Below are 26,199 nucleotides of genomic sequence, written 5' to 3'. Positions count from 1 at the left end.
GATGGAGGAACTAAGTATCAGAAATTCTTTACTTTGTTCGCATAAACGGACGATTAAATGTATAATATGTCCTTTTTAATAGCTTTCCTGATATCCATCCATGTCAAGCGATGCAATTTTCTCTCCATTGGCCATTGCACCAATGATCGATTGGACGAATACCCATTTTCGGGTCTTAATGCGTCTGATAGCGCCAAAAGCATTGCTTTATACGGAGATGCAAACCCCCGGGGCTATTCGTCATAAGCCAGAGCGTGCACTTGGCTTTGATGCCTGCGAACAACCACTGGCTCTACAACTGGGCGGATCAGTTCCTGAAGTGCTGGCTGAATGTGCCAGAATTGCGGAAGAAAAAGGCTTTGCTGAAGTAAACCTGAATCTGGGTTGCCCCAGTGACCGTGTTTTGGCAGGCCGTTTCGGCGCCTGCATGATGCAGGAGCCACAGTTGGTAAGCGAGTGTATTGCCGCGATGAAGGAAGCGGTCAGTATTCCGGTTAGCGCTAAAACCCGGATAGGTATTGATTTACAGGACAGTTATGAGTTTTTCGCGCAATTTGCTGAAAAAATTATTTCTGCCGGCGCCGATAAACTGATCATCCATGCACGTAAAGCCTGGCTGCATGGGCTTAATCCAAAGCAGAATCGAACAATTCCCCCAATTAACTATGACTATGTGTATCGTTTAAAGAAAGAATTTTCAACTGTTCCTGTCATTGTTAATGGAAATATATCAACGATTTCTGCAATTGAGTCGCATCTGGAGCACGTGGATGGCGTGATGCTGGGTCGACTGGCCTGTGATAATCCTTATGCCCTTGCAGAAATACACAGACGTATTTATCCTGATATCTTAATCTCAAGTCGGTTTGTCATTTTCCAAAAATATAGTGACTATGCAAAAGCCCAATTAGATAAATCTGTCCCTCTCTCTGTCCTGTTAAAGCCTGTTTTCAATTTATGTCATGGCCAGCCAGGGAATAAACAGTGGAAGGCTTTGCTGCAGTCCATGTTGCAGAATAAAGATGCCTCTCTGCTGGATATTGCAGCGGAGTGGCTGGCGAATCAAGGGTGTGTTAAAACTGAACAGGAGGAAATGTGTTAAGAACAATAACAGGAATCGGCCTATCTCTACTGATAAGCTTAATCCCTTTTGCAGCGAATGCTTATTTTTGTCTGCCTGGCTATCATTACAGTGAAAACTATTCATTCGAAGCAACTTGCGATTATTATAGGATCCAGGATTTATTTAGAAACAAAACCTATAATACAAGTTGCTACAAGGGATTGATTTTTTATTACTACTGTCAGAAAGATGGAAATATAACAACTGACGCTAAGAAGTAATTAGCTTTCCTTTACCCATTCATAGACTTTCTGTTCGTCAATAATATTGCGGGTTTCGGTAAATCCCTGCCTGTTTTTTAATGGCTCGATTGCCGAACCTGCAATGTTTATTGTATCAGGCTTGGCATGTTTTTGCATATGCCCGGCTATATCGATAGCCCTATCGCTTACCTGTTCCAAAGGGGTATCTTCATCAATATAGACAAAGCCGCCGTTTATACCGCAACGTATATGAAATTCCCGTTTAATTTGTTTGGTATTCTGATTAAAGTCGACTAGCCTATCGAGAAGCATCTTTGCAGCAGCTACTGCTTCATCCATTTTTTGAAAACAACTCATAATACCATCCGGGGTCATCGCGTATTTAACCACATTACATTCTTTGAGGCATTGGATGACCAGCTCGTTATAGCGATCAAAATCATAGGCAGCCAGGTATTTATCTTCATTTCGCTTCATACCGGTTGAATCCACCACATCAATGGATAAAAATGCCAAATGCTGTCCCATTGCATCCAGTTTACTTTTAAGCGTAGCGAATTCCCTAAGCATTTTTTTTCGTTCGGACGCTGAGAGTGAGGAGTTTAATTGAGAAAATTTCTCATCCACTTCTCGCATTTGCTCCCTGGGAATACGTTCATGGATCATTTTTCGCCATTTCTGGTATTGAATGCGCTCACGTAGATGACTGATTTTAAGAATTAGCTTGTCCTGGATAACACTTAATACATGCATAACGCCTGAAATCAATGCTGCAAGGATAATCTGACTGAAATCCGTACCGGAAAAACGGTAGGGGACTGTTTTTTTTATAAATGCAATTAATCCCGAGGTATGGAAATCAGTGAACTGGTTCAGTTTCATTAAGACAGGATAGGCTTTGGGATTTGATATAAATTGACTGAGGAAGGAAACTAAAATGAGGATGAGCGCCACAGTTAAAAGCAGCTTAATAAACCGGATGAGATAGATAAATCCATTTGCAACGGTGATCTGCATATCGATGGCCTCTTTTGAAACTGTCCATAATGTCCCGCAAAAAGATTTATAGCCTGCGGGACTTCTCTTAAAAATTCTAGCCTAGAATTCATTATTTGCAGAGTGGTTCCCAGCCTGAAGTTTAGCCTCGATACCTCTATCTATCCTGCCTGATCTATCCTCCAGGCAATCTAGTCCTGCATCAGAATGTTTTTACAGTGTACATTTTACCAAAGAAAGTGCCAGGCGTATCGCTAAAGCCTTTACTAGGGCTCAAATAGTAAGGCGGATTGCAATCAAACACACACACGGTAAAATATTAGACATTGATGTGCTCGCCGGTTATAAATAATGCCTCTTTTAAATGTTACCATTCCCGAACAATTTAAATGCGCTCTAACTCGTCAACTAATGATAAAGGTATATCTGGCAGCAGATGGACATTATTATGACGAGAATGTCTATAACGAGTACATCACTTCACAAGGGGCTTTAAGGTATTCGGATCATAGTCACATTGTTAGTCCTCTTACTGGTCAGTTATTAAAGCCTAAACCGAACGATGATTTTCAACAGCGACAAGCATTGGGATGTTCTCTACAAAAACAAATCACTGACTTTCTAATGACACACAATATTTGTAGCCTGCAAAAATTTTATACTGACTTGTATAAGGGGAATGCAACCCCACTACAGCATTTGAATTATTTATCGGTTTATATTACCTATCCCTATGGTGGAAAGTCGGCTCTAATACATGCTATTGAGAATAATTTTGTCCAGGTTTTTGCCGAGCTCATTCAAAACGTGGATGCTCTATCAGAAGATGAATCGGGCTTAAATGTATTTCACCGTGTCGCGCTGCAAGGCAATGTCTTAATGATGAGAATACTCATTGCTCAGAGTGCACAACATGTCAATTGTTTATCAAAAAATAATAAAACCCCCCTTTATATCGCTGCATATAGGCAGCATAGCGCTATGGTTAGCTATTTGTTAAGTGTCGGTGGTGATGTAACCATTAGAGATTATGAGGGTAAATCTCCCCTGCATGTAGCTCTGGATTTTGAAATTTACCAAGATTTACTCAATGCTGGAGCAGCAGTCAATAGTACGGACGATTTAGGCAATACTCCTCTGCATTTTGTGCCTCATTATACAACTGACGCTAAACAATGTATTACGTTGTTATTAAATCGTGGCGCTAATCCTTTGGCGCTTAATGCCGCACAAAAAACACCTTTGGAGATGGCAAAAGAAGCGGGTAAACCAGAGCATGTTCAATTAATGGAAGGATATCAAAAACCGCAAGGGTTACCAACCTCTTCCGACTCCATGCAGTATTTAATAAACAAAGTGAACATGCTAGAAACTCAACTGGGACAAATGCATTTGTTGCTGCAGCAGTTAGTTGCAAAAGAAAAGAGTGAAAAGCAACCCAGTAGCTCTACGCCTACTTTCTTCAACTGATCTTCAATGCTGTATTCGATAAGGTACACACCAGCAAGGGCTCTAGGATCAATTAGAAAGGAAAAGGAGGTTCCCTTGCCCCACGTTTTTTAACTTACTGAAGGAGTGTGACTTGTCTCTTCTGTTGTGCAGGTATCGCTTAAGGAAGAGTCGCTTATCTTTTTAATCCGATTATAACCATTTGTCACCATTGTAAAAAATGAAAAGGGTCTTTTGGGTGCGCTGCTTGCTACGAAAGAAAACACCTGAGCGATAATTTCTGGCGGAAGCACTTCAAATTGGCTCTTCTCTTGACAATAGCCCATCCAAACATTCGCACATCGCTGAGCATTTAAAGCTGTTTCTCGGCATAATTTTTTTAATTCTTCGCGCTGTTCTTCGCTGCCACTCTTACCTACATTCAAGTATAAGCCTATTGCTGGGCTGTGTGCTTTGAAGGTATCGATAAACTGCTTAACTGCTGCCTCATCAAGCAGACAGGGATTATGATGTTCAGGATCCCTTTGCCTGTTTCTCTCAGAACCCATATATAGCATTAGGTTTTTAGGGCAATCAGGCGAAACCAGGGCATCAGCCAATAACTGAAGCGATAAATTAAGCTCATTATCCTGTAAATCAAGACAAAGCGAACCAGGTAATAAGCCATCATTAATACTAGTTGCTAATGGTTTAATACTATCCGAAGTAATGCTGCAGTCAGATAAGTAAATGTGCTCGAAGCGAGCCCGGCATGTCTTAGCGGTTAAAAGCTCTAGCATGTGATTAAAACCAGTATCACCTAAATTATTTTGTGCCAAATTTAATGCAATTGTTTGATTGCCTTGAAACGCACGGAGTTTGGTTAACAAATGCTGCGTCGTTTCACTACTTAAATCATTGCTAGCGAGACACAGATTGAAATTATTAGCCATGTCTGGGGTCATAGCGTCAATAATTGATTTAGCTCCGGCATCGGTAATTGTGTTACTCTGAACGTTTAACCTAAATTCAGAAAGCGAGTTAGTTGACGCAATTATTTGAGACAAATGCGCGGCACTTTCAACAGTTAAGTGATTATTGCCGAAATTGAGCCACAGTCTAGTTAAGCCTTTATTAGGCTTAAAATGCTGGGCAAATGTAGCAATGCTTTCATCAAGCAAAGCATTGCTATCCAAATTAATATTAATGCTTGAGCTAACGCTGTTGGTTAATGTTTTTGCCAGCAAAGTGGTTGAGTTGTGAGTGATTCGATTTTTACTTAGGGAAAGGTTTATTTCTTTCGGACAATTTGCTGAGGTTAAAAATTCAAGTAATGGCCGCAATGACTCATCAGTTACCTGGCAATCATAAAAACTAAAACGAAAATTGCTAGCCAGAGGAACGTCATTAAGTAAGGAAAGAATGCTTTTCATCAATTCTGTGTTAACGGGTTGCTGAAAAAAGGATATGGTTTTAAGCGGGTGCTCGACAGTGGCAGATTTTATTTCGTGGAGAAGTGTTGCATAATCCATGAGTTATCCCAATTAATAAATGGCTAATTTTAACACAATTAGTTAAAGTTTAAAATAGTTTCATAATGGTTAATAATTGCATGCCAATAAAAAAATCCAACACATCTTATTTTATGATTCTATGAAGCTGGCCTGGAAATAGGTTAATAGGTTATTAGTCATAATCCATTTTTGCTTAACATAAACTCTCTTACAAATACAAACCGTACAGCAAATTGGAGTGGACTGGGTTCCAAACAGCTCATACGCTTAAAAGCCGGTGTGAGCAGTGGGGGAAAGCTCTCTTGAGACAACTGAGCATCTAAACGCCAGAATATTATTCCACATCATTATTTAATGAGAGGCTTTATGCTGAAGGGCAGTTTTGCAGGTTTGCGTGTGAAAATAATGGTATATTCCATTTATAATTCATACGCTGTATTACATTGGATTGTATCGGGGAAAGTGAAAGCACAATCAGGTTGTGTTTAAATAATTGTGCCGTTTCTCTTGCTATAAAAAATAAGCTCTAACTTTATCAATCAGCTGCGATTTCGTCCTTACCTTAAGCTTTAATTTGCAGCTTGCCAGATATTGCTCTATTGTTCGATGGGACAAGCCCAATATTTTTCCCATTTCTGGTGCTGATTTACCTTTGGTGAGAAGCGTCAGACATTCAAACTCTCGTTTTGAGAAATAAATATTACCAATTTGTCTTCCGGTCACTGAGGCATAATTATCCACTAAATCCACCGCTGGTTTTACAAAACCATTCTTCATCAACAAAGTAAGAGACTCTGCTAAAGGCTGCTGGCCAATAACAATAGACCAACCAAATATTCCTATTGTTTTATTGTTGTCATCATACCAAGGTAGTTTGATTGATAAGGTCTGCCATCCTGTACCGTCCTGGTCATAAATCCTCTCTTCGATCATTTTTAATCGATTCGATTTGATAATGTCCTGGTTGGTATTAAAACATATTTGATTAGATTCATTATTAACATAAGGGCTGTCAAAAATAGATTTACCGATCGCTTCCTTAACCGATTTATAGCCACAGGAAACAGCACAAGCTTCATTACATTGCTCAGTAATTCCTTCGCCATTGGAAAAATAAACATTCATAGGCATACACATTATATCTGCGACAGTCAATGCGTTACCAATATTATTGGATCGCGGCTTTATTAACCTAATACCGTGACCTGAGCGTTGCAAAAGAAGCTGACTACTAATATCCATTTAATAGTCTGCAACTTTTATAGAGATCTTCTGAGGAAAGCCTGGTATAGATTTCTAATAATATTTCTATAGGGATCTCAGAAAAAAAGCTAAGGTTATTCGCTGATTTCATTAGATTTTAAGGAGGGTAAATGAAAATAATATAATTTAAATGCTGAACATAAATAATTATAGAAAGCTATACCTATTGAGATGGTTTGTTAATTTTAAAGTCGATTTTGAATTAATTATAATAATTTAATCGAAGAAAAATGACGGGCGAAAAACTCACCTAATTGAAAATGTGTTTTACAATTGGTTTTCTCTTTGATGTTGGCAATTGTTTTATTCACCGTAATCTCAGCAATATTATTCACATGAGCGATTTGGCTAATAGTATTGCCTGCATGCAGTGCTTTTAGGATCGAAATTTCACGTTTCGTTAAGGGTTTAGTGCATTGAGGAAAGTTAAATTTCTTTAATTCAAAATTAGGTATTATGAGTTTATAATCTTCTTCATTAAATGAAAAACCTGGCACATCCTTATTTAAGGTGAATTCTAATTCATAGGCTTTATTCAAGTGTTTGTTAGACTTCATTGTATCTTTAAAATAGAGTATAAATAATTTTAAGAAATCTAATTGGCTTAAATAAACCTGATTAATTGCGGTACCTGGCTTATTGGTAGCAAAATGAAAAAATTGATAAACATTTTCTTCTTTTTCTATAATAGAAAAAGTATGTAATACCCCAAATTGACCCGCTTCAATATGCATTTTTTCACTTAATCCATAACGGGTAATGCCATCCCACAGCACATACGAGCCTAAGTAGGTTGAATTCGCGGTATGAATATCAACATTGTAATAATGTTGCTGTAAATAATGTTCAATAAGTGCTGGATTGTTGCTGATAGCTGAAAACTTACTCCCAATAACTTTAACATGCGCAAAGTAGGTAATGCCCAGTACCTCTAATGGTCTACAAATGACCTGAATATCCTCTTGAAAATTCAATGTAGGATGCAACTGAATTTTTCTATTATGATTCATCATGGAGCCAACAGTTCCTTGAATAATGCAAGTTAAAATTTTAACAATATGACTTACTATAATCAATCATGAATTCTATCCAGTTCAGGACTGGAGTGTCTATAAATTCATCTCGGTTCTTGTGTGAAGAAGCTAATACCTCTTTGCCTGGTTTTTTCCTCATAATAAAAAGAACAACATCTTAAAATATATAGTTTTCTATAATCATCTAAATTTAATATTTAAATTATAATTATAATTATTTAAATTTAATCATCGAAATTCCAATGAATCAGCGATTAATTTGGTTTTCTTTCTCGGAGGCGTATAGAAATGTTAATAGATAATATGAACCCAAATTACGCATTAATGCATTTAATGAAATTTCCTCTTCAACGTATGTTTCAATTCTTTGTTGATGGCTCTATGCATTCAAAGGAAGCAGGGGAGTGTGGCTTTGAAAGTCGAGAGCCAGGTTGTATGTCTGCTTTTTATAACGCTTTCAATTTTGCACTGGAAAATTTAGATCAAGAGCTGAGTCTAGAAATTATTTTCAAAATACATTCTTTGGCTTCTGAAAATGTATCCGGCGATTTTGGAGTAATAAGCACGGGGGAATTTAGAGACGGACCTATGAAACCGTTTCGTGTTCCATCTGAACGGTTTACAGCGTCCGGGATTATTTCTTTCATGAATACAGCTGCAGAAACAGCAATTGGAGAGCTTAGTGGGTATTCAAAACGAGGACGCTCATTAGATTTTAATTCAAGAGATAAGCATACTCTGGAGCTTGTTGCTGAAAATGCAATCGAACCCAATGTATACTTTTTACCACCATTTGAAAGGCAAACTGACATCTATGCTAGGGCAACGTTTCTTTTGAATCAACTTAACAGTGATTTAGCAAAGGCTAGAGCAGAAAGTAATAATGATAATATTATTAAAGCGATTGTTCATTTTGTTAGATACATGGAGTTGTTACACCCTTTCAATGATGCTAATGGCAGAGTTTTTGTTAATATAGTTCTCAATTTCTTGTTGATAAAAAACAATTTTTTGCCAGCAACTTTCTATGAACCAAATGTTTTTGATTTATATTCAGACGAGGAACTAGTAAATGTAGTAAAAGATGGTATGAGCCATACATTATTTGTAATAAAGAACCCGGATAAGCCCTTATTTAATTATACAGCCCCTTCAAAATCTGATGAATGTATCGAAACTATTAAGGACACCATTGCCCGTGGCTGTATTGACCATAAAATGGACGCATTAGTAGATACACATTTTTCAGAGCTTGAGTCTTATTTTGATAGTGCATGGGATAAGAAGTTTAATCTTCACCGATTTAGCGCAACCGGAGATGTAACAAAATTTGAAACGCTTCCTGATAAAGAGTGTATGTGTATGGTAATAGCTCCTCAATCAGTTGCACCGCTTTACAAGGGATTAGCACCATTACATGTTGCCTGTAAAATGAATCATCCCGAAATTGCCGCCGCACTGATAAGGATAAACCCAGAAGCAGTAAACCAAAAAGATTACTACGGGAATACTCCATTGTATTATGCAATACAGTCTAAAAATTTATCATTAGTTCAGCTCTTATTGGAAAGTGGTGCTGCCGAATTAAAGGTAAAGAATTTGAAAGCTGAATCCCCATTGGAATGGGCAGCCCAATATCTGGGACCTGATGCGTTTAATTAGATTTTAGCTCAATCAAAGTCCTGTCAGTTTATTGAGATTGACAATGAAATCAAACTAAACTTAATTAAAATTGCAGCAACGCATAATAATCTTGATTTACTTGAATGGATAATAAACGAGCAACATATAAACCTTGTAGAACTAATGGAAACATTAAATGAGGAGTTCGGTTCTTATAATTGCCCAATACTATCGGCATTAAAAGGAAGAGCTACTCAATCATTTCGGTTTTTATTGAGTAGTGTATTCCCAAAAAGAAACATGCCATTTTCTCTTTTTGAAAGCTATCTGTCCGGGATAGCCAAGCATGATGACTATCAACTTTTTGAGTTTGCATTAAGCTATACTGATTTGAGCACTAAATCAAATCCAATTGATTTTGATATTCTTGCGGAGATATTTTTTAAAAACCATAGAGATTATCGAATACCCAACCGACTAATAGAATTAGAAGCTAATATTGCAAATATTACAGACGGTTCGGGGTATTCTCTTGCTTCTTGGGCTGCTGCATACGGTTTAAAAGAAGTTGTTATTATGCTAGTAGAGGAGGCAGGATGTGACCCACTTCATAATACTGATGGAGAAACACCCTTAAGTTTGGCTGTGCGGAATAACAGACTAGATCTTATAAAATATTTTGTAGAGAGTCTAAAAATAGATGTTGATTACACTCCCAATCCAATAACAAAAAAAAACGTGCAAAATCCATTTTTTTGGTTCTCCAATTCCATCCCGGACTCTAAGCCCTTATCACCTTTGGCTACTGCTGTTCATTATGGGAAAAAAGAATCAGTGCAATTATTGCTTGAGCTAGGGGCTAGAGTCACTGAGCAAGTCAAAGATACTTTATCTGAATGCTTAGAAAACCAATGTGATATTAAACAATTAATTGAATCTAAACAGATGGCGCCAGAGTAAAAGCTATAAAGTTAAACCTATTTGCAAGTTTTCCGAAGGTTATTTTATGCCTATACAAGTTAGGAACCCAAATAGAACCACCATGTTTTTCCCGAAAACTGATTGTTATTTGAATGAGTTGGTCTAACCGTGATATAATTGGTTAGTTATAGATTAATTGAGGTCCGAGATGCCGAATCAATTTTTTGCTGTAAGAAACCCTGTTAAACACGAAAAAATGTTGGAAATAATAAAATCAAAAGGCCAATATCAGTTTGATGCTTCGACCACAGCTTCTTATTTTTCATTTATAAATACGGCTGATTTTTTTTATTTCGATGATTTAAATAAAGCAGCAGCGTATGCTGCTTTATTTTGTAAAGATGGTGCTACTCAAGCTGAGATTTGCCCTATTTACCAAGTTAGCTGTGACTTTTCCCCGGCGGGTGTAGTAAAGGCAAATCTTCCTCTAAAACACAAAGGATCACCAGCGGGGTTGGAATTTTACAGATTGAATGGATCTGCTCTTAGAATCAAAGGCTCTGCCGTTGGCGAAACGACCATTGAACAGGTATTTTTTAAAGTTCGTCCAGATACAACTACACCGGATAACGATTTAATTTCTCCTGTCTACTTTAACCCTTTAAAAGAAGGAAAAGTACAAACAGTTATGACACCCGAACAAACAGCATTGTTAGGGCAAATTAGCCAAATATGCGCTGATGAAAATTTTTGGTCTGATAAAGTAAGAAGATCTACTAATGGAAAGGCAATTCCTGCTGGTGTACAAAAAATAAATGAGTATATAGCCCAATCCATAAACCCTTTTCATGAAATTATTGAACATTCAAAATACAAGTACAGTGCTCATTTTCAATTTTTGCATTCCGTTTTTCGTGGTAGAGCAGATGAAACTAATCAGTTTTATTCAATCCTAAGTAAGTTGGATATAAAAAATCCTGCTTCAATGACTTCTGTCAGTTATGCACTCGCACAGTTTTATCATTCCGAACCACAGAATACTAAGAATCCAGCAAGCAATAGTAGAGAATAGGCATTCAAAATATACTGGAGGATTTACACATCTCAGTTATTACCCAGCCCTGCTGTTAAACGGTTAGCTTGAGCAGATAATGCCTGGATAAATTCTGTTACGGTATGTACAGGATGGCCAATGATGTCATTAGCTTTACCGTCTTTTACGAATGCGCGGATACCTTTTCCTAATTCGCCCTGGCGCAGCACACTTAAATGCTCCATCAGGTCTTTTCCTTCTCCAGGATCGGCAAGTGCAAGTTTCAATGCATGTACCGCTTTTTCTTTTTGGAATAAACTTTTCTGAAACATACCAGCAAAACCGGCTTGGTATTGGCGCGTATCTTTTGTTCTTTCATCCAGATATCCAGCGAGGAGCTGACTCAGTTCACTGATTGAGGAAGACGCTTTGAACTCTGTCAGATTTTCATAACCAAGATGTTTTGTTAGATAATTTAAATAGGTATTACGGACTGCGGGTTCTTCCTCACTTTCAGGTAAAAAATTAGCTTCCGGTGTATCGGCACGAATTGCTTGAAATCCCGCTGCCGCCATTAGATCGTATACCCCTTTTTTATCATCTAACATAAGTACTTCATTAGGGGCCAATTCGCGAAAGTCAGGAGGGGTTTCTAACGCCTCAATTCCTAAATGCTTTAATTCATCCGTTAATTTAAGTTTCAACCTTAATTGGTCCATGGCTTCAATGGCCATAAGAAGCTTATTGTCCCCGCCGCCGTGTAGATTTCTTGCGTTCAGCCAGTTTAATGTATTCATTCTCAGTGTGGTGTTGCCAAGCTTGAGCTTAAAAGTAGAGTGAGCGGGGACTTTTACCTGAATCTTATATTCATTATCTGTTCTTGGTACAGGTATTGACAAATTAATTATGCCCTTTGAATCAATTTCACCCTGGATAAGAGCCTGAAATAATAAATCATCTGCCAGTTGCTTTTTCTGATCTTCAGAAATAGCCAGGCCAGTTGGATAATCAATTTGAGTTTCAATGTGGCTAATAGCTAAAGAAGGTCCTTGCCGCATTGCGCGCAGGGTGCTGGAATTACCACTCCCCAACGATGGATAGGCACAAATGTTGATATCGCCGACAGCTGTTTTAATTGCTGCAACTCCGGGGCAAAAATTAACTTCCGACCCCCCTGTAGAAACAATACCCCATGGATGATAGCTGGTTATTTCTTTCAGGAAGGGAATCATGATATGGGGATTAAATAACTGATTATTTCTGTCAATAAGACTCGAATCTCGATCAAATAAAAATAATTTTATTTGGCTTCTGGGCATGGGTCTGTACTCTGAAAATTGTTTACACGATTATACAATATCCTGCATAAATTGGCCAATGTTTAGTCATATACTGCCTAAGGTGTATCCAGAAACACATCAATTGTCCCAATAAAGCTAAGATGAAAGGAATTATCCTGGACAAAGTCAATTTAAACGCTGCTGTCAAGAGAGTTATAGTCGAAAGTGGTGTATGACAAAATAAATTAGGTGGCGTATTCTGTTGCTTGTTCTTGTCGGAACACAAATCAACAAAGGAGATACGCCATGAAGGATTGTAATCTAAAGCAGTCATCGACACCAGCGGTAGCCAAGGGCTTTGAAGACCCGTTAACGGAGGTGTTGAGACAAGGAGCAAAAGAGTTGATAAGGAAAGCGGTTGAGGCCGAACTATCAGAGATGCTCTCAGCGTACTCAGACGTGCGTTTACTGGATGGTCGTCCAGCAGTAGTCAGGAATGGTTATCTCCCCGCGAGACAGCTTCAGACGGGGATAGGAGAAGTAGAGGTTCAAGTCCCGAAGGTACGAGATCGTAGCGGTTCAGGTATTCATTTTAGCAGTCAGTTGTTGCCGCCCTACTTGAGACGGACGAAGAGCATGGAAGAACTCATTCCTTGGCTGTATTTAAAAGGGTTATCAACAGGAGATTATACAGAAGCCTTATCCGCGTTAGTTGGCGAGAGTGCGCGCGGACTGTCAGCCAATACAGTGTCGCGATTAAAAGAAAAATGGCTTGATGAACACAAAGAGTGGCAACGCCAGGATTTAAGCGACAAACGCTATGTTTATTGGTGGGCTGATGGTATTTACAGCAAGGTTCGCATGGATGACAAGGTGTGCCTTCTAGTCATCATTGGTGTTACTGAGAGCGGGGTAAAAGAGCTTGTAGCGGTTAATGATGGGTATCGAGAGTCCGCAGCGAGCTGGAGTGAGGTGCTTACTGACCTGCGCCAACGAGGCCTTCCAACGGCTCCGAAGTTAGCCGTGGGGGATGGGGCATTGGGATTCTGGAGTGCCCTTGGAGCCATTTACCCTGAAACACGGCAACAGCGGTGCTGGGTGCACAAAACAGCGAATGTATTAAACAAGCTACCCAAATCGATGCAGCCAAAGGTAAAGGCCGCTTTGCATGAGATTTGGATGGCATCGACCAAAGAAGAGGCCTATAAGGCGTTTGATAATACGGTGGAGCTTTACAGCGCTAAGTACCCAAAAGCGATGGAGTGCCTGGCCAAGGACAAAGAGGAACTGTTGGCCTTCTACGATTTTCCGGCCGAACACTGGATTCACATACGGACAACCAATCCCATTGAATCTGCCTTCGCTACAGTGCGTCTGAGGACTAATAAGTCCAGAAACTGTGGCTCCAGAGACACCACCCTGGCAATGGTCTTTAAGCTCATGGAAGTGGCTCAAAAACGATGGATTAAAATTAGAGGGTTTAACCTATTAACATTAGTTGTTAATAATGTGAAATTTGTAAACGGAGTGCAAGTTAATGAGCAGTCAAACAGAGTGGCCGCCTAATGGGCATACACCAGATTTGACAATAACTCCTGTCAAGACTGGTTCTTCTAAAAAAAAGACGATACAATGCGTTTCCGAAATTTTTATCCTAAGCCTTGCGTTTGTGGATAAGTTTTCAACCACATCCCTATATTTTCTCCTCCTTTACTTTTTATCTATGCAAAACCCCATGATTACTAAGGTCTCTTCCTTTTTATAGCCAAGAAATCACCTTGTCACTTATCCACAAAATCTGTGGATAACGATGTGTATAGAATGTTAGGGCGCTGATTGCAAAAGAAAAAAGGCCACTGTCCAGACATTTTTCAATCTGTGCCTAGTGCTTTGAAAGAAAAGGGCTCACAGCACTGTACTTATGGCGGGTCCCTTAAATTTGAAACCGAGAGCAATGGGCATTTTCAGGTTGGAAAATGTATAGTCAATCAAAACTATACCCAGTTCAAGTAAATTATACACAGAAGCTAGTCTGGTATTATGGGCACTCATTGATCAATACGACGCATGCAGGAACATTTTGGTTATGTTTTATGGTACAATCCAATTTTTAAAATTTAGACACATGAGTTTACATGTTCACCCAAACACCCACAAATAGTCTATTTGAAGCCTTGCGCGAGAATGATGAGGGACAATTCAAAAAGCTTTTGAATATTAGTGATCCCCATGCAAAATATGAAGGCATCCCATTATTGCATTTAGTGGTGCGCAATGCGGGCCCTAAACACCTTAATGCCTTAATTGAGTCTGGAATTAACGTTAATATTCTTTCAGAGCAAAATATGCCTGCAAGCGCTTTGCAGTGGATAACCGGCATGATGTATCCAAATGGTTTTTGCTGGGGATGGCCTCGAAATTATAAGTCTCATGAAAATCAAATTACCTCCATAGGCATAGATGGTCCGCGAGAGCTAGATGGATTTATTGGAACAGCTCATGCAATTATGATTAATATTTCAACAATATTAATATCGCATGGTGCTGCTATAGATTTCTACAGTGCCTGTGCATTAGGTTATCTAGATGGTGTGAAAAAACATTTAGCGGGTAATCCTGATTTGCTTTTTATCCCCGGACCTGATGGCGCCTCAGCATTAGCATGGGCCGCACGCCGAGCACAAAATCAGGTCATATCCTTATTACTTGAGTTAGGTGCTGATATCAATCAACTTAACTCTGAGTCTTCTTTAACCCCCTTGGAAGAAGCAGTTCAATTTCATGGCACAAAAGAAACACTAAACCTTCTTTTTGCGAAAGGAGCATGGCTTAGGAGAGGTATTATTGGCGCTTGCTGTAAAAACCGCATTGAAATAATTGATTATTTACTCAGTTGCGTAAGCAGCCCCTCTGACTTGATAGAAGCAAGCGATATAAAAGCGATTCAATCAACTACAACCTACGTGGATATGTTGAACGTCTTTGCAAAACATCGTATATCTTTGACTAAAATCGATAAAGAAATTACTTCATCAGGTTTGGAACGGCCATTAATTTTTGATGGCTGCACAAATAATATAGGCTTATTAAGACTGTTAATTTCAATGGGTTGCAATATTAACGCTGGTTTTCCTAGGCAATTTGTTACAGGCCAAGATAGAGAAAATAATAAGTTAAACGGTGCAACCCCGTTGTGTTTTCTTTTTTTACATCTCCAAACTAAAACAACAGAAAAAGAGAAATTAAAATTATTACACAAAATGGCTTTATTATTTCTTAATGGCTCAGAGGTTAGTCCAGCACACGCCCATCAGCCGCATCCAATTAATGATTTATCTGCAATTGATTTAATCAGTTTTTTAATATGTATTTATGATGAGATAAAACAATCTCAAATAAACAGAACAGAGGCATTCTCTAAACTAAGTCGTGATTCAATTTCGTTATTAGAAGACAAAATAGAGCAAGCATTAATAACTACGGGGGATAGCGGTATTCGGGGTAAATTGGAATACCTTGGTTCCTGTTGCCGATTTCCTAGCTTATTGACACTTTGTATACGTACTCTTACCAAATATAATTTATTCAAAGAAACACAAAAATCAAATGTACCTGATGAGTTGGCAGAACAGTTAACCATAAGTTGTTAATTTAAAGCCTAGAACATTGGGGTATACTGCCAGGGCCATCGGGTATATATGTATAAAATGACTGAATGCTGATATTAGCAGTGTGTTGCCAGGGAGAAAATAAAGAGTGCAACTTGACCGGGACGGCAAGATATTCCATCCCGAAGCGTTTTGCAACTCTTCAACTCTTTACGACATTTTGAGGCGTTTAATTAGTAAAAGTATTTTCTTTCTGAGTTTCATGTTCCTGCCCATGAGTAAGGATGTCGCTGACATCGACTAAAGGCTCCTGATAACCAAAAAAATGAATGCGAGAATTCTTCGTGATTTGAGGTTTAGATGCCTTTACTTCTGGTTGAAGCTGTCGAATAGCCTCAGCTTGCTCCATAAATGTGTGGGCAAGGTTATAGCTATCGATGGCTTTTTTATTACCTTGGCTATGACGTTCTAAATAATCTTCTGATAATTTGCCACGCACTAATAACTCAAGCAATTCGGGATAAACGTCTGGATGGTCAGCGCTAATACTGTGTTTACTATCAAAATTGATCTCAGTTAATGACTCAGGTAATTGTTCGTACAATAAACTAGCATTTATGCGCGGTTCTGCGACATAGTCTCTCGACCCAGAAACACAGCAAATAGGCAAAGCCTGGTATAGCCCTTTATGTGCAGAAATTTTCTCCAGTAAATTAAATTGATTGAAGTGATGACTGAAAAAGTAATTAAGCACATCCAGAGAACAACCGGTTAATGAATCATACATTTCTGCACAAGAGGGGGAAACCCAACTGAAACACCATAAGAGATTGCGGGTTAAATCAGGGTGATTCATCATCAATTGGCCAACCCGCTCTTCTTTCAGGTTTTCATATTTATCTGCATATAAGGGAGCCAAGCCGCAGGCAATATGTTGTTGATAATCCAATGCGTTTTGAATAGTGCCTGTCATGAGCTTATTAACTGAGAATTTTAATTCCTCGAAATCGGTGCGATAGGTATAATTCTGCTCAACATAAGTAGTACTTTGTTCAATTGCGTGATGACTTATTGGACCAACAATAGAGACAAGTTGATTTAATCTAATGGTTGAGTCTGGATCATTTATCCACTGAGGCCGACAGGGAGGCATCGACATTGCCGTCATACTACCGAAAGAACGTCCCATTAAACGCAAATCCATTTTTGAAAGATTTAATTTTTCTTGTACGGCCTCCACGACCTGGGCAGCAATTTCAGCATAATTTTCAACATTAAACTCAGCCTCAAAATTCTTTGCCTTATCACTTCGGCCACAATGTAAAGGGTCAAATAATATAAAATGCGGAGGTTGGCGGCCTGCTTTTTTACTTGTCTTGGTCAAGCTTTCAGCCAGTTCTTCCATAGCAACATGAGTAAATCCTGGTCCGCCAGGAATAAGCAGAACATAGGGCCTGCCATCTGCTTTATTGCCTGTAACCTGGCAATAAATTTCATAGCCTTGTTTGATTTTTAATTTCTGTTTGAGCAAATAGCCTGTCATCTTTATCCTTAAAAAATAATCCCTGTGGACGATTGAATCATATTCAAATTTGAAATCCAAGTATTTCCTACTAACAGGCAACTAATTTTCGATTTCTTTCGATGAAATGGCTGTTTCTTTTGTATTTGCAGGCTTCGGATGAAGCATTATTTGCTCCCGAATTGATATCCTATTTTGCGGAGTTCTTTTATTAAATGCCCTGAAATGTTCTTGTGGACATCAGTCATCGGATGCCAGGCATCCCACCACATCCAGCGTTTAGGGTCTGGATATTGGTAGGTACCTAACCATGGCTGAGTGGTGTTTTTATAATTTCCAGTTTGCTGATTTAGAAAGTTGGAAAAATCAATTAACTGGATGTTGATGTGACTCCCGTTATGTTTAACCGATTCTTTTTTTAAATTAACCAGAAAAACCAGGCGTTGATTGAAGCTGTAAATCTGGTTTTTTACCTGTTCTTTTATTGCGGCATAATGCGCATAGTCAGGCAGGCTCTGATCATTATAAGCAGGCGCCAGAGTAATGTCCGGTAGTGTTAATATGACAAGATGCCTCGCGCCTTTCTCAGTTAATCCGTCGATTGCGTTAATGATATTTTGGGCCGATTGCCCTGGATTGGCATCTGCCTCAATTAAATCATTAACACCGCACCAAATGACAATCAACGAATGGGAGGGATCATTAGCGGGGTGATAGCGATCGATTTGCCATTGTAAGCCAGACCAGTTCATACCATTGTAGTTGCCACTGTCTGTTTTTGCCCCTCCCCAGGCATAGTCTTCTAACTGCAGCCCAGGATAGTTGTGGATGAAGTATTCTGGCCATACGGGTCCGTTAGAATACCGGTTAAATCCACCATATTTGCTGTAACCCTGATCTGAAAGGCTGTCCCCAAATACAATTAAATGATGGATAACAGGATTGGCGAGTACATAAGAAGGGAATAAAAAACAAATAATGATTAGACAATGGCACAGAATATTCATAATGCGACCTTGGTTTATGTTGTTATACTGGTTTTAAGGCTTAATTTACACTGAAACCAGTCTTATTCATGGCAATTTTTCTTTAATTCTAGTAAATTAAGCGCTTTTGGTGTGCAAAAAATCACAGGGGATTATTAGGCCATGCTAAATACATTGATGAAAAAAATGTTTGGTAGTCGAAATGAGCGTACCTTGAGGCGCATGGAAAAGGTTGTGCAGGCTATCAATGCATTTGAACCAATGATGCAAAGCTTGAATGATGAGCAGTTGGCGGCTAAAACCCAGGAGTTTAAAGCTCGTCTGGAGCAGGGTGAAACGCTGGATGAAATGTTGGCTGAAGCCTTTGCCGTGGTGCGGGAAGTGTCTGTGCGAACCATGGGGCTGCGGCATTTTGATGTGCAATTGATTGGTGGAATGGTCCTGCATGAAGGCAATATTGCCGAGATGAGAACCGGGGAAGGTAAAACACTGGTAGCCACTTTACCCGCTTACTTGAATGCAATTAGCGGCTTGGGTGTCCACGTGGTTACAGTAAACGACTATCTGGCTCGACGTGACAGCCAGTGGATGAAGCCGATTTATGAATTTCTTGGTTTGACTGTAGGAGTTATTACACCGGACATGCAGCATGCTGCCAAGCAGGAAGCGTATAAAGCGGATATTGTGTATGGTACTAATAATGAATTCGGCTTTGATTATCTGCGCGACAACATGGCTTTCAGCCTCGCTGATAAAGTACAGCGGGAATTAAATTTTGCTATTGTCGACGAAGTCGATTCTATTCTCATTGACGAAGCGCGGACACCCTTGATTATTTCAGGTGCTGCCGAAGGCAGTTCTGACTTTTATGTTAAAGTGAACAAGTTAATTCCCCAATTAAAGAAGCAGGAAGAGGAAGGGGATAACGGCCATTATACCGTTGATGAAAAACAAAAGCAGGCGCATCTCACAGAGTCCGGCCATCAACTGATTGAGGAGTTACTCACTAATGAGGGTTTGCTGGATCCGGGTGAGAGCCTCTACCATGCCAGTAACATCATCCTGATGCATCATGTGAATGCAGCTTTACGTGCCCATGCTATGTTTCACCGTGATGTGGATTATATTGTCAAAGACAATCAGGTTGTTATTGTTGATGAGCACACCGGGCGTACCATGCCTGGCCGCCGCTGGTCTGAAGGCCTCCACCAGGCCGTCGAAGCGAAAGAGCGTGTTGCGATTCAACATGAAAACCAAACCCTGGCTTCCATCACCTTCCAGAATTTTTTCCGTCTGTATAACAAACTGGCTGGTATGACTGGAACAGCGGATACGGAAGCTTATGAATTCCAGCAAATTTATAATTTGGAAGTTGTTGTTATTCCCACTAACCGACAAATGCAACGCCAGGATCAAGCGGATTTGGTTTATCTGACCCAGCAGGATAAGTATGAAGCTATCATCGAAGATATTCGGGATTGCATCACCAGACGCCAGCCTGTGCTCGTAGGAACGGCTTCAATTGAAGCCTCTGAACTGGTCAGCCGATTATTAAATAAGGCTGCCATTAAGCATCAGGTGCTTAACGCCAAATTCCACGAGAAAGAAGCCCATATTATTGCTGAAGCAGGCCGGCCAGGTGTAGTAACGATTGCTACCAATATGGCAGGCCGCGGAACCGATATTGTGTTAGGTGGAAGTCTGTCGGCCGCCCTGGCTGAACTGCCTCCCGAAGCTTCGGAAGCTGATCGTGAGAAAGTGAAATCTGAATGGCAGCAGCGTCATGATGAAGTATTGAAAGCAGGGGGGTTAAGGATCATTGGCTCTGAGCGCCATGAGTCCCGTCGTATCGATAACCAGTTGCGCGGAAGGGCGGGCCGGCAAGGTGATCCAGGCAGCAGCCGGTTTTACCTGTCGCTGGAAGATAATTTAATGCGTATCTTCGCATCAGAGCGGGTTGCCAATATGATGCGCCGCCTGGGGATGAAGCCGGGCGAACCGATTGAGCATAATCTGGTTACAAAAGCCATTGAGAATGCGCAGCGTAAATTGGAAGGGCATCATTTTGATGTGCGTAAACAATTGCTTGATTACGATAATGTCGCTAATAATCAGCGTAAAGTGATCTATAGCCAACGTGCTGAAATTATGGCGATGGATGATCCTAAAGATGTGGTCAATTCCATGCGGGAAGATGTCATATTTGGGCTGGTTGATAGTTACATACCCCCGCAAAGCCTTGAAGATCAATGGGATTTAAAAGGTTTATCGACTACTCTGCAGGAAGATTTCCAAATCAAAGCGGATGTTGAAGGCTGGGTTGAAAATGATCACTCACTGCAACCAGAGGAAATCCGCGATCGCATTTTTGCTTTATGTTTGAACCGTTATGAAGAGAAAGAGAAACTGGCAGGGCGGGAAGTACTAGCTCAATTTGAAAAATCGGTCATTCTGCAAACCATGGATACACAATGGCGAGAACATTTAGCTGCAATGGACCATTTGCGTCAGGGAATACATCTGCGCGGATATGCCCAGAAAGATCCCAAGCAGGAGTATAAGCGAGAAGCATTTACCCTGTTTACGATGATGCTCGACAATCTGAAATACGATATTATTCGCCTGTTAACTTCTGTCCAGGTGCAGACTGAAGAGGATGTCAATGCCGTTGAGGAGCAACGCCGTTCTGAGCAAGTTCAGAAAATGCAGTTTATCCATGAAGACGAATCTGCTATGGCTCAAAGCAATCAGGAAGAAGCCGGACAAACTACATTTCGCCGGACTGAGCAAAAAGTCGGGCGCAATGAACCTTGTCCCTGTGGTTCCGGCAAGAAATACAAAAGCTGCCACGGAAGTTTAGTGTGAAAGTAGCGGTTGCGGTTATTCTGGATAGCGCCAAGAAAATTTTAATTACCCAAAGGCCTCTGCATGTTCCACATCCAGGGGCTTGGGAATTTCCGGGCGGTAAGGTAGAAGACCTTGAAAGCCCATCGGAGGCATTGATTCGGGAAGTGTATGAAGAGGTGGGGTTGGCTGTAGAGCGTTTTGATTTTCTAGGCGAAGTGGTTCATTCCTATGGGCCAAAATTAGTGCAGCTTCAGGTGTTCCTAATTTCCAAATTTGCAGGCACTGCAGCCTGTAATGAGTCCCAACTTGATTTAAGATGGGTAAGTTTCCAGGAGCTGAATGATTTTGAGTTTCCGGAAGCCAATCTTAAGATTATTTCTATGATTGAGGATAGCTTTTCGTCAGCAGTGTCTGAATAGGGATTGCTTCGCCATGGGCTCGCAATGACGGCGGATCGTCTTTGCGAACAAAGTGAAGCAATCCAGCATAGTGCCGGTAGGGTGGAGAGTCTTTACAAGCCGCTTCTTAAAGTGAGCACATCACAAGCCGCATGATGCATCACTGCATTGGCCGTGCTGCCTAAAAAGGAAGGCATATTGGAGCTATGGCTGCCTAGAATGACTAAATCACAGCCTAATTCATTAATTTTCTCTAAAATGTGCTGAGAGGCAGAACCAATTTCAATATACTGTTGCGCAACGGGAACATCCAGACTTTCACCTAGCAAACCCATAACCGTTTGTGCATCCTCCTTGGAAGGCTTGGCAATTTCAGCAAATCCTAGGCTTTGTGCAAATTGAAGTGATTTGGGTGGTTCAATTACATGAAGAAAATAAATTTGTGCATCAAATGCTTTCGCCAGCTTAACCGCTTGCTGGCACCATGCCATATGATTTTCCCTTAAGTCTGTCGCGTGTAGGATTTTTTTATACACGATAGCATCATCCATAAAACAATTGTCTCTATCATTGTAGTTTCTTTAATATAAAACAACAACCTGCGGATTCGACTTCGCTGAGATTTATAGCCCAGCTTATTGGTATTTATGCAGGGAAGGTGAATATGTCCCCCGGTGTATCCGTAGGTTCTGCGGGAGGTAAATAAGAAGTTTGTTTGATAGAGAGGAATCCTTTTTTCACCAGCATCATTGCAGTACTTATTTTGTGTTCTGAGCGCATTGCGGCCGGCTTTAATTTCTTGACATTGGCATTCTCCTCATTACCCCCAGAATCAACCGATCGTTTCGATAAAGGCTCCTGCGTATCATCTGTCAGATGATCCTGGAATATTGGCGAAGACATGTCCAGCAAAGCAGATGCAGCAGCGAATTCGTCGCTTGATTGTGTAAAACTGGTTGCCTCTGTTGTGGGTAAGCAGAAGGGAGCTTCCAAGTGATTGTCACCAGTAAAACGAAATAATATGGTTGGGGTAGAGATTTTTCCGCGCGTATTTAAAAATTCGCCAAGTCCCTGCAGGAATATGCATTTGCTTACATAGCTTCGGATATCGTTTGAAATGTTGAACGATTTATTCACAGCATTACCCATTTCAATGGCAATAAATCCACCGACGCTCAGTCCATTGCATGCTTGTTTAATCAATGTATACAGAAAATTTTCACGCCATGTTTCGTAATTATTATACAGAACGTGGGATTGATTATTTCCTGGATACTTTTCTAAATTAAAATAAGGGGGAGAAGTATACATTAATTCATTAGTCTGATTATTCGGACAAAGCTCCGCGGAGGTGCAATTTTCCATTGGCTTATTGTATATGAAGGATTGAAAGCCTTGTGGCTGATGCTCGTCAACAAGCCCTTTATAGGCCGACTCCAAGCTGGTGTTAGGATCTGTGCCTACATAGCGCTCGAGACCCAGCACGGCGGCGCCAAATGCACCAACAAGGCGATCGCCCCAGCCCATGCACAAGTCAAGATAGCGTTTAATATCTGCATTGTATGTCTTTGTCAGAAAATGAATCAGAACACCTACATAAAGCGGATGGGATTGATTGACACCATATTTTCTCATAAGTTCAAATCGGATTTTCGCTGGTGTGAGCTCCATAGAAAATCTGTCAAATTGATAGGAATCCAGTGTTTCTGTTGCCCTTCTTGCCTTCATTGCTTTTTGACGAAGAATTCCACAGAACATGGAGGTCATGTTGTCCTGACTCCATACACTGATGGGGGAATGATTTGCATCTCCCCGCCGCCCAGTACTGACTGCATAACGCTGTAAGTGGGTATAGCTCCGTGAAAGCATAGCGCCAGCCATGTCTTGTGGAAAGCTGCTATCGAACTTCACTGGTCTAAGCTTGGCATTTCCGCTGCGAATCTGAGTTAAAAGTTTTTGTAAATCTTTCAAATCACTTGCAGCATCAAGCTGGCTTATTTTTTCAAAAGGAAATGGAATATTTTGCGCTCTGATTTCTTTAACCAACCTTAAACCAATCATTTGACAGACCAGGAATTCTATCGCATCCACTTTCAGGGCACGTTGCGCTGGCGTGTAGGAGGGATAACTGCTTTTAACGTAATCCTGAACTTTTGATAATTTGCTTTTGAAATAGTCTGCTGAGATTAAAGTTTGTTCATTCATAAATGCGAAAGAATCGCTAATTAAGATTGAAATGATTAGTGTTCGCAATGGTTCGTTTTTTATAAATTCTTTTTCAGTGGGGATATAATCCAAAGGTTCAAAATTATTCTTGTTTTTATTCTGGGAAAAATAAATAAAATCATTCATATCCTGGAATTTGATATTCCTATAAGCTGAGCAATCAATATTGTAATAAGTACCAAGCAATTTTATTATTTGCTCCGCGTGCATTAAAGTTCGAGACATTACCCATTTCACCAAGCTTGAAAGCCTGTATTTTATTCAGTAGCGGGATGGGTTGTCAATAAATGGGGCAGCTAATGCATGTTTTGTTATTTCGATGTAAAGCAGGTTCGAATGGGGTATTTGGCGATTGAGTCAGAAACCTTACTGCCGTTGGGTAGACAAAGATCCGGTGCAATTTCCAGTAAAGGAAGGAACATAAAGTCGCGCTCTAACAAGCGAGGGTGTGGGATTTGGAGCTCCGGGTGTTGTGAGTCAATTGAACCGAAAATGAGTATATCAATATCCAATGTGCGGGAGCCCCAGCGTATTCTTCGAATTCTACCAAATCTTTTTTCAATTTGTTGGCATTTCTGCAGCAAAACAAAAGGGGATAGCTGAGTTTTGACTTGAACAACCGTGTTACAAAATGAAGGTTGTACTTTTCTGCCCCAGGCGAGGCTCTTATAAAACCCGGCTTTTTTTAGAAGCCGGGTTTTGGGTAAACGGGCAACTGCCTGAATGGCAGTTCGGATTTGCCTTTCAGGCCTTTTCAAATTACTCCCCAAAGCTAGATAGCAAATCATTATGAAACCGATTTGCTTCGGTATCTTCGTCTGGGTTTGCGCGAAGGCGGAGGCGATATTTCGCTGATCATCTCATGCTGTCGTGTCTCGTCAGCATCCTGAAAACTCGTCCACCATTGGGCAAGATCCATAGACTCATCACCAGCAAGTGCACGTAAGGCTAGAAAATCAAAAGCAGCTCTAAAACGAGGGTGCTGTAAAAGATTAAACGCCCGGCCTCCATGCCGCTTGGTAAAGCGGAATTGGAGAAGCCAGATTTCACGAATGACCTGGGTATAGCGTTTGGGAATAGCAATGACTTTATTCTGCTCAAAAATAACATGGTTCATTGCTTTTTCAAGTGCCGCTAAAGGTGGCAAATTTTCTGCCTCTTGATAAATACTGGCCTGTCGTTTCAAAGGGAACCATAGTAGTACGGCAAACAGGAATGCTGGAGTTACCGGCTTATTGCCCTGGATTCTGGTATCAGTACTTTCCAGTGCAATACCTAATAATGCACTGACTGGATACTCCGAGCTGAGCAGCTGGGAGGTTTGTGTAAATAACTCTTCGAATAATCCATGCTCAATCAGAAGGCGTTGAACAGCTTCACCTTGGCCGCACTGATAAAGTTTGGTTATTTCATCAAATAACCTTGAACTGGAAACATGACGAATCAGTGAGCTCATTTTCTTTAATGGCTTTGCAGTTGCCGCTTCCAGATCAAAATTCAATTTGGCGCTAAAGCGAATCGCGCGCAGCATTCGGACAGGATCTTCCTGATAGCGAACGTCAGGATTACCAATCATGCGTAGTTGCCTGCGATGGATGTCTTCGACACCGCCGGTGAAGTCCACTATCGAAGAATCTTCAATGTTATAATAAAGTGAATTCACGGTAAAATCCCGGCGCCAGGCATCCTCGTCAAGACTGCCATAGACATTATCACGAACCAGCATGCCGCGTTCATTGACCTCCTGGCTTTCATCAACTGACTGATTACCGCGGAATGTAGCTACTTCAATAATATCACGGTGAAAAATGATATGAACTAATTTGAAGCGGCGGCCAATAATGCGGGCGTTTCTGAATAAACTTCTTATTTGATTAGGAGTAGCATTAGTGGCAACATCAAAATCTTTAGGAGCCTGGCCTAATAACAGATCCCGGACGCTTCCACCTACCAAATAGGCCTGAAACCCTGCACCATTCAGGCGATTTAAAACCTTCAAGGCATTTGGGCTAATATCCGTTTTCGAAACATTATGATGACTGCGCGGTATAATGAAGCTGGCTTCAATGGGAATATGCTTTCCTCTGCTCTTCCGCAGCAGCTTTTTGATTAACTTAATTATTGTGGTCACCTAAATAAAGATTGTATAACGCTGTCTATTATAGCTAAGATATGTAATAAAGTGAAATGGTTA

The 26,199-nt window shown here is 40.3% G+C and carries 21 protein-coding genes; 10 read left to right on the top strand and 11 right to left on the bottom strand.

The window, feature by feature from the left end; all coding sequences use genetic code 11:
• The first annotated feature begins 100 nt into the window (after positions 1 to 100).
• Together dusA and DYH42_RS07545 are read left to right on the top strand one after the other, a co-directional pair.
• Complete coding sequence (dusA, locus tag DYH42_RS07550; protein WP_058522751.1) at positions 101 to 1,102, top strand: tRNA dihydrouridine(20/20a) synthase DusA; 1,002 nt, start codon at positions 101 to 103, stop codon at positions 1,100 to 1,102.
• A complete protein-coding gene (locus DYH42_RS07545; RefSeq protein ID WP_058522750.1) occupies positions 1,096 to 1,344 on the top strand; it encodes a hypothetical protein in 249 nt (82 codons plus the stop codon). Before dusA ends, DYH42_RS07545 begins: the two co-directional genes overlap by 7 nt.
• Here DYH42_RS07545 and DYH42_RS07540 read toward each other — a convergent pair whose 3' ends face one another.
• Entirely contained in the window at positions 1,345 to 2,343 is a 999-nt protein-coding gene (locus DYH42_RS07540; protein ID WP_058522749.1) for an adenylate/guanylate cyclase domain-containing protein, read from the bottom strand.
• A 330-nt stretch (positions 2,344 to 2,673) separates the two neighbouring features.
• Between DYH42_RS07540 and DYH42_RS07535 the strand changes: the two genes are divergently transcribed.
• Positions 2,674 to 3,792 carry an ankyrin repeat domain-containing protein gene (locus tag DYH42_RS07535; RefSeq protein ID WP_058522748.1) on the top strand — a complete coding sequence of 373 codons (1,119 nt, stop codon included), beginning with the start codon at positions 2,674 to 2,676 and terminating at the stop codon, positions 3,790 to 3,792.
• Positions 3,793 to 3,881: 89 nt separating this feature from the next.
• Here the strand turns inward: DYH42_RS07535 and DYH42_RS07530 are convergent, their stop codons facing one another.
• The 3 genes from DYH42_RS07530 to DYH42_RS07520 form a co-directional block, all read right to left on the bottom strand.
• Positions 3,882 to 5,282, bottom strand: a complete 1,401-nt coding sequence (locus DYH42_RS07530; protein ID WP_058522747.1) for a leucine-rich repeat domain-containing protein — start codon at positions 5,280 to 5,282, stop codon at positions 3,882 to 3,884.
• 492 nt (positions 5,283 to 5,774) lie between these two features.
• Entirely contained in the window at positions 5,775 to 6,389 is a 615-nt protein-coding gene (locus tag DYH42_RS07525; RefSeq protein ID WP_058522746.1) for a helix-turn-helix domain-containing protein, read from the bottom strand.
• A gap of 344 nt (positions 6,390 to 6,733) precedes the next feature.
• Entirely contained in the window at positions 6,734 to 7,540 is an 807-nt protein-coding gene (locus tag DYH42_RS07520; protein WP_058522745.1) for a helix-turn-helix transcriptional regulator, read from the bottom strand.
• Between the two features lie 309 nt (positions 7,541 to 7,849).
• Here DYH42_RS07520 and DYH42_RS07515 point away from each other — a divergent pair, with 309 nt between their 5' ends.
• The 3 genes from DYH42_RS07515 (at position 7,850) to DYH42_RS07505 (ending at position 11,177) form a co-directional block, all read left to right on the top strand.
• Positions 7,850 to 9,223, top strand: coding sequence for an ankyrin repeat domain-containing protein (locus tag DYH42_RS07515; protein WP_058522744.1), 1,374 nt, complete (start codon positions 7,850 to 7,852; stop codon positions 9,221 to 9,223).
• Between the two features lie 144 nt (positions 9,224 to 9,367).
• Positions 9,368 to 10,144: an ankyrin repeat domain-containing protein gene (locus DYH42_RS07510; RefSeq protein WP_083503065.1), complete on the top strand. Its 777-nt coding sequence runs from the start codon at positions 9,368 to 9,370 to the stop codon at positions 10,142 to 10,144.
• A 169-nt stretch (positions 10,145 to 10,313) separates the two neighbouring features.
• On the top strand, positions 10,314 to 11,177 hold the full coding sequence (locus DYH42_RS07505; protein ID WP_058522742.1) for a hypothetical protein: 864 nt from the start codon (positions 10,314 to 10,316) through the stop codon (positions 11,175 to 11,177).
• Positions 11,178 to 11,209: 32 nt separating this feature from the next.
• On the opposite strand, the gene DYH42_RS07500 is transcribed toward DYH42_RS07505, so the two are convergent.
• Entirely contained in the window at positions 11,210 to 12,457 is a 1,248-nt protein-coding gene (locus DYH42_RS07500) for a hypothetical protein (protein ID WP_058522741.1), read from the bottom strand.
• Positions 12,458 to 12,724: 267 nt separating this feature from the next.
• On the opposite strand from DYH42_RS07500, the gene DYH42_RS07495 reads away from it, so the two are divergent.
• Complete coding sequence (locus DYH42_RS07495) at positions 12,725 to 13,984, top strand: IS256 family transposase (RefSeq protein ID WP_115316897.1); 1,260 nt, start codon at positions 12,725 to 12,727, stop codon at positions 13,982 to 13,984.
• 569 nt (positions 13,985 to 14,553) lie between these two features.
• Positions 14,554 to 16,068, top strand: a complete 1,515-nt coding sequence (locus DYH42_RS07490) for an ankyrin repeat domain-containing protein (protein WP_058522921.1) — start codon at positions 14,554 to 14,556, stop codon at positions 16,066 to 16,068.
• A 187-nt stretch (positions 16,069 to 16,255) separates the two neighbouring features.
• Here the strand turns inward: DYH42_RS07490 and DYH42_RS07485 are convergent, their stop codons facing one another.
• Both DYH42_RS07485 and DYH42_RS07480 read right to left on the bottom strand, forming a co-directional pair.
• Positions 16,256 to 17,569, bottom strand: coding sequence for an alpha/beta fold hydrolase (locus DYH42_RS07485; RefSeq protein ID WP_058522922.1), 1,314 nt, complete (start codon positions 17,567 to 17,569; stop codon positions 16,256 to 16,258).
• Between the two features lie 146 nt (positions 17,570 to 17,715).
• Positions 17,716 to 18,555, bottom strand: a complete 840-nt coding sequence (locus tag DYH42_RS07480) for an SGNH/GDSL hydrolase family protein (protein WP_058522923.1) — start codon at positions 18,553 to 18,555, stop codon at positions 17,716 to 17,718.
• 141 nt (positions 18,556 to 18,696) lie between these two features.
• Here DYH42_RS07480 and secA point away from each other — a divergent pair, with 141 nt between their 5' ends.
• Both secA and DYH42_RS07470 read left to right on the top strand, forming a co-directional pair.
• Positions 18,697 to 21,399 carry a preprotein translocase subunit SecA gene (secA, locus tag DYH42_RS07475; protein WP_058522924.1) on the top strand — a complete coding sequence of 901 codons (2,703 nt, stop codon included), beginning with the start codon at positions 18,697 to 18,699 and terminating at the stop codon, positions 21,397 to 21,399.
• Entirely contained in the window at positions 21,396 to 21,800 is a 405-nt protein-coding gene (locus DYH42_RS07470) for a (deoxy)nucleoside triphosphate pyrophosphohydrolase (RefSeq protein WP_058522925.1), read from the top strand. The genes secA and DYH42_RS07470 overlap by 4 nt, the downstream gene beginning before the upstream one ends.
• Positions 21,801 to 21,892: 92 nt before the next feature.
• Here the strand turns inward: DYH42_RS07470 and DYH42_RS07465 are convergent, their stop codons facing one another.
• From DYH42_RS07465 to pcnB, 4 genes are all read right to left on the bottom strand, one after another.
• On the bottom strand, positions 21,893 to 22,330 hold the full coding sequence (locus DYH42_RS07465; protein WP_115317000.1) for a universal stress protein: 438 nt from the start codon (positions 22,328 to 22,330) through the stop codon (positions 21,893 to 21,895).
• A gap of 94 nt (positions 22,331 to 22,424) precedes the next feature.
• Positions 22,425 to 24,131: a hypothetical protein gene (locus tag DYH42_RS07460; protein ID WP_218564101.1), complete on the bottom strand. Its 1,707-nt coding sequence runs from the start codon at positions 24,129 to 24,131 to the stop codon at positions 22,425 to 22,427.
• 185 nt (positions 24,132 to 24,316) lie between these two features.
• Complete coding sequence (gene folK, locus DYH42_RS07455; protein WP_058522927.1) at positions 24,317 to 24,793, bottom strand: 2-amino-4-hydroxy-6-hydroxymethyldihydropteridine diphosphokinase; 477 nt, start codon at positions 24,791 to 24,793, stop codon at positions 24,317 to 24,319.
• On the bottom strand, positions 24,793 to 26,106 hold the full coding sequence (gene pcnB, locus DYH42_RS07450; RefSeq protein ID WP_058522965.1) for a polynucleotide adenylyltransferase PcnB: 1,314 nt from the start codon (positions 26,104 to 26,106) through the stop codon (positions 24,793 to 24,795). Before pcnB ends, folK begins: the two co-directional genes overlap by 1 nt.
• Between the last annotated feature and the right edge of the window lie 93 nt (positions 26,107 to 26,199).

Origin of the sequence: Legionella birminghamensis, assembly GCF_900452515.1 — a bacterium.
Classification (GTDB): Bacteria; Pseudomonadota; Gammaproteobacteria; order Legionellales; family Legionellaceae; genus Legionella_C; species Legionella_C birminghamensis.
This window is presented reverse-complemented; position numbering and strand designations above follow the sequence as displayed.

Bases quoted from the DNA above. Each gene is read 5' to 3' on its own strand.
- DYH42_RS07530 (WP_058522747.1), bottom strand. From the start codon at position 5,282: ATGGATTATGCAACACTTCTCCACGAAATAAAATCTGCCACTGTCGAG.
- DYH42_RS07460 (WP_218564101.1), bottom strand. From the start codon at position 24,131: ATGAATGATTTTATTTATTTTTCCCAGAATAAAAACAAGAATAATTTT.
- DYH42_RS07520 (WP_058522745.1), bottom strand. From the start codon at position 7,540: ATGATGAATCATAATAGAAAAATTCAGTTGCATCCTACATTGAATTTT.
- secA (WP_058522924.1), top strand. From the start codon at position 18,697: ATGCTAAATACATTGATGAAAAAAATGTTTGGTAGTCGAAATGAGCGT.
- dusA (WP_058522751.1), top strand. From the start codon at position 101: ATGTCAAGCGATGCAATTTTCTCTCCATTGGCCATTGCACCAATGATC.
- DYH42_RS07480 (WP_058522923.1), bottom strand. From the start codon at position 18,555: ATGAATATTCTGTGCCATTGTCTAATCATTATTTGTTTTTTATTCCCT.
- DYH42_RS07465 (WP_115317000.1), bottom strand. From the start codon at position 22,330: ATGGATGATGCTATCGTGTATAAAAAAATCCTACACGCGACAGACTTA.
- DYH42_RS07505 (WP_058522742.1), top strand. From the start codon at position 10,314: ATGCCGAATCAATTTTTTGCTGTAAGAAACCCTGTTAAACACGAAAAA.
- DYH42_RS07540 (WP_058522749.1), bottom strand. From the start codon at position 2,343: ATGCAGATCACCGTTGCAAATGGATTTATCTATCTCATCCGGTTTATT.
- DYH42_RS07485 (WP_058522922.1), bottom strand. From the start codon at position 17,569: ATGACAGGCTATTTGCTCAAACAGAAATTAAAAATCAAACAAGGCTAT.
- DYH42_RS07500 (WP_058522741.1), bottom strand. From the start codon at position 12,457: ATGCCCAGAAGCCAAATAAAATTATTTTTATTTGATCGAGATTCGAGT.
- DYH42_RS07515 (WP_058522744.1), top strand. From the start codon at position 7,850: ATGTTAATAGATAATATGAACCCAAATTACGCATTAATGCATTTAATG.
- DYH42_RS07525 (WP_058522746.1), bottom strand. From the start codon at position 6,389: ATGAATGTTTATTTTTCCAATGGCGAAGGAATTACTGAGCAATGTAAT.
- folK (WP_058522927.1), bottom strand. From the start codon at position 24,793: ATGATTTGCTATCTAGCTTTGGGGAGTAATTTGAAAAGGCCTGAAAGG.
- DYH42_RS07535 (WP_058522748.1), top strand. From the start codon at position 2,674: ATGCCTCTTTTAAATGTTACCATTCCCGAACAATTTAAATGCGCTCTA.
- DYH42_RS07495 (WP_115316897.1), top strand. From the start codon at position 12,725: ATGAAGGATTGTAATCTAAAGCAGTCATCGACACCAGCGGTAGCCAAG.
- DYH42_RS07510 (WP_083503065.1), top strand. From the start codon at position 9,368: ATGGAAACATTAAATGAGGAGTTCGGTTCTTATAATTGCCCAATACTA.
- DYH42_RS07490 (WP_058522921.1), top strand. From the start codon at position 14,554: ATGTTCACCCAAACACCCACAAATAGTCTATTTGAAGCCTTGCGCGAG.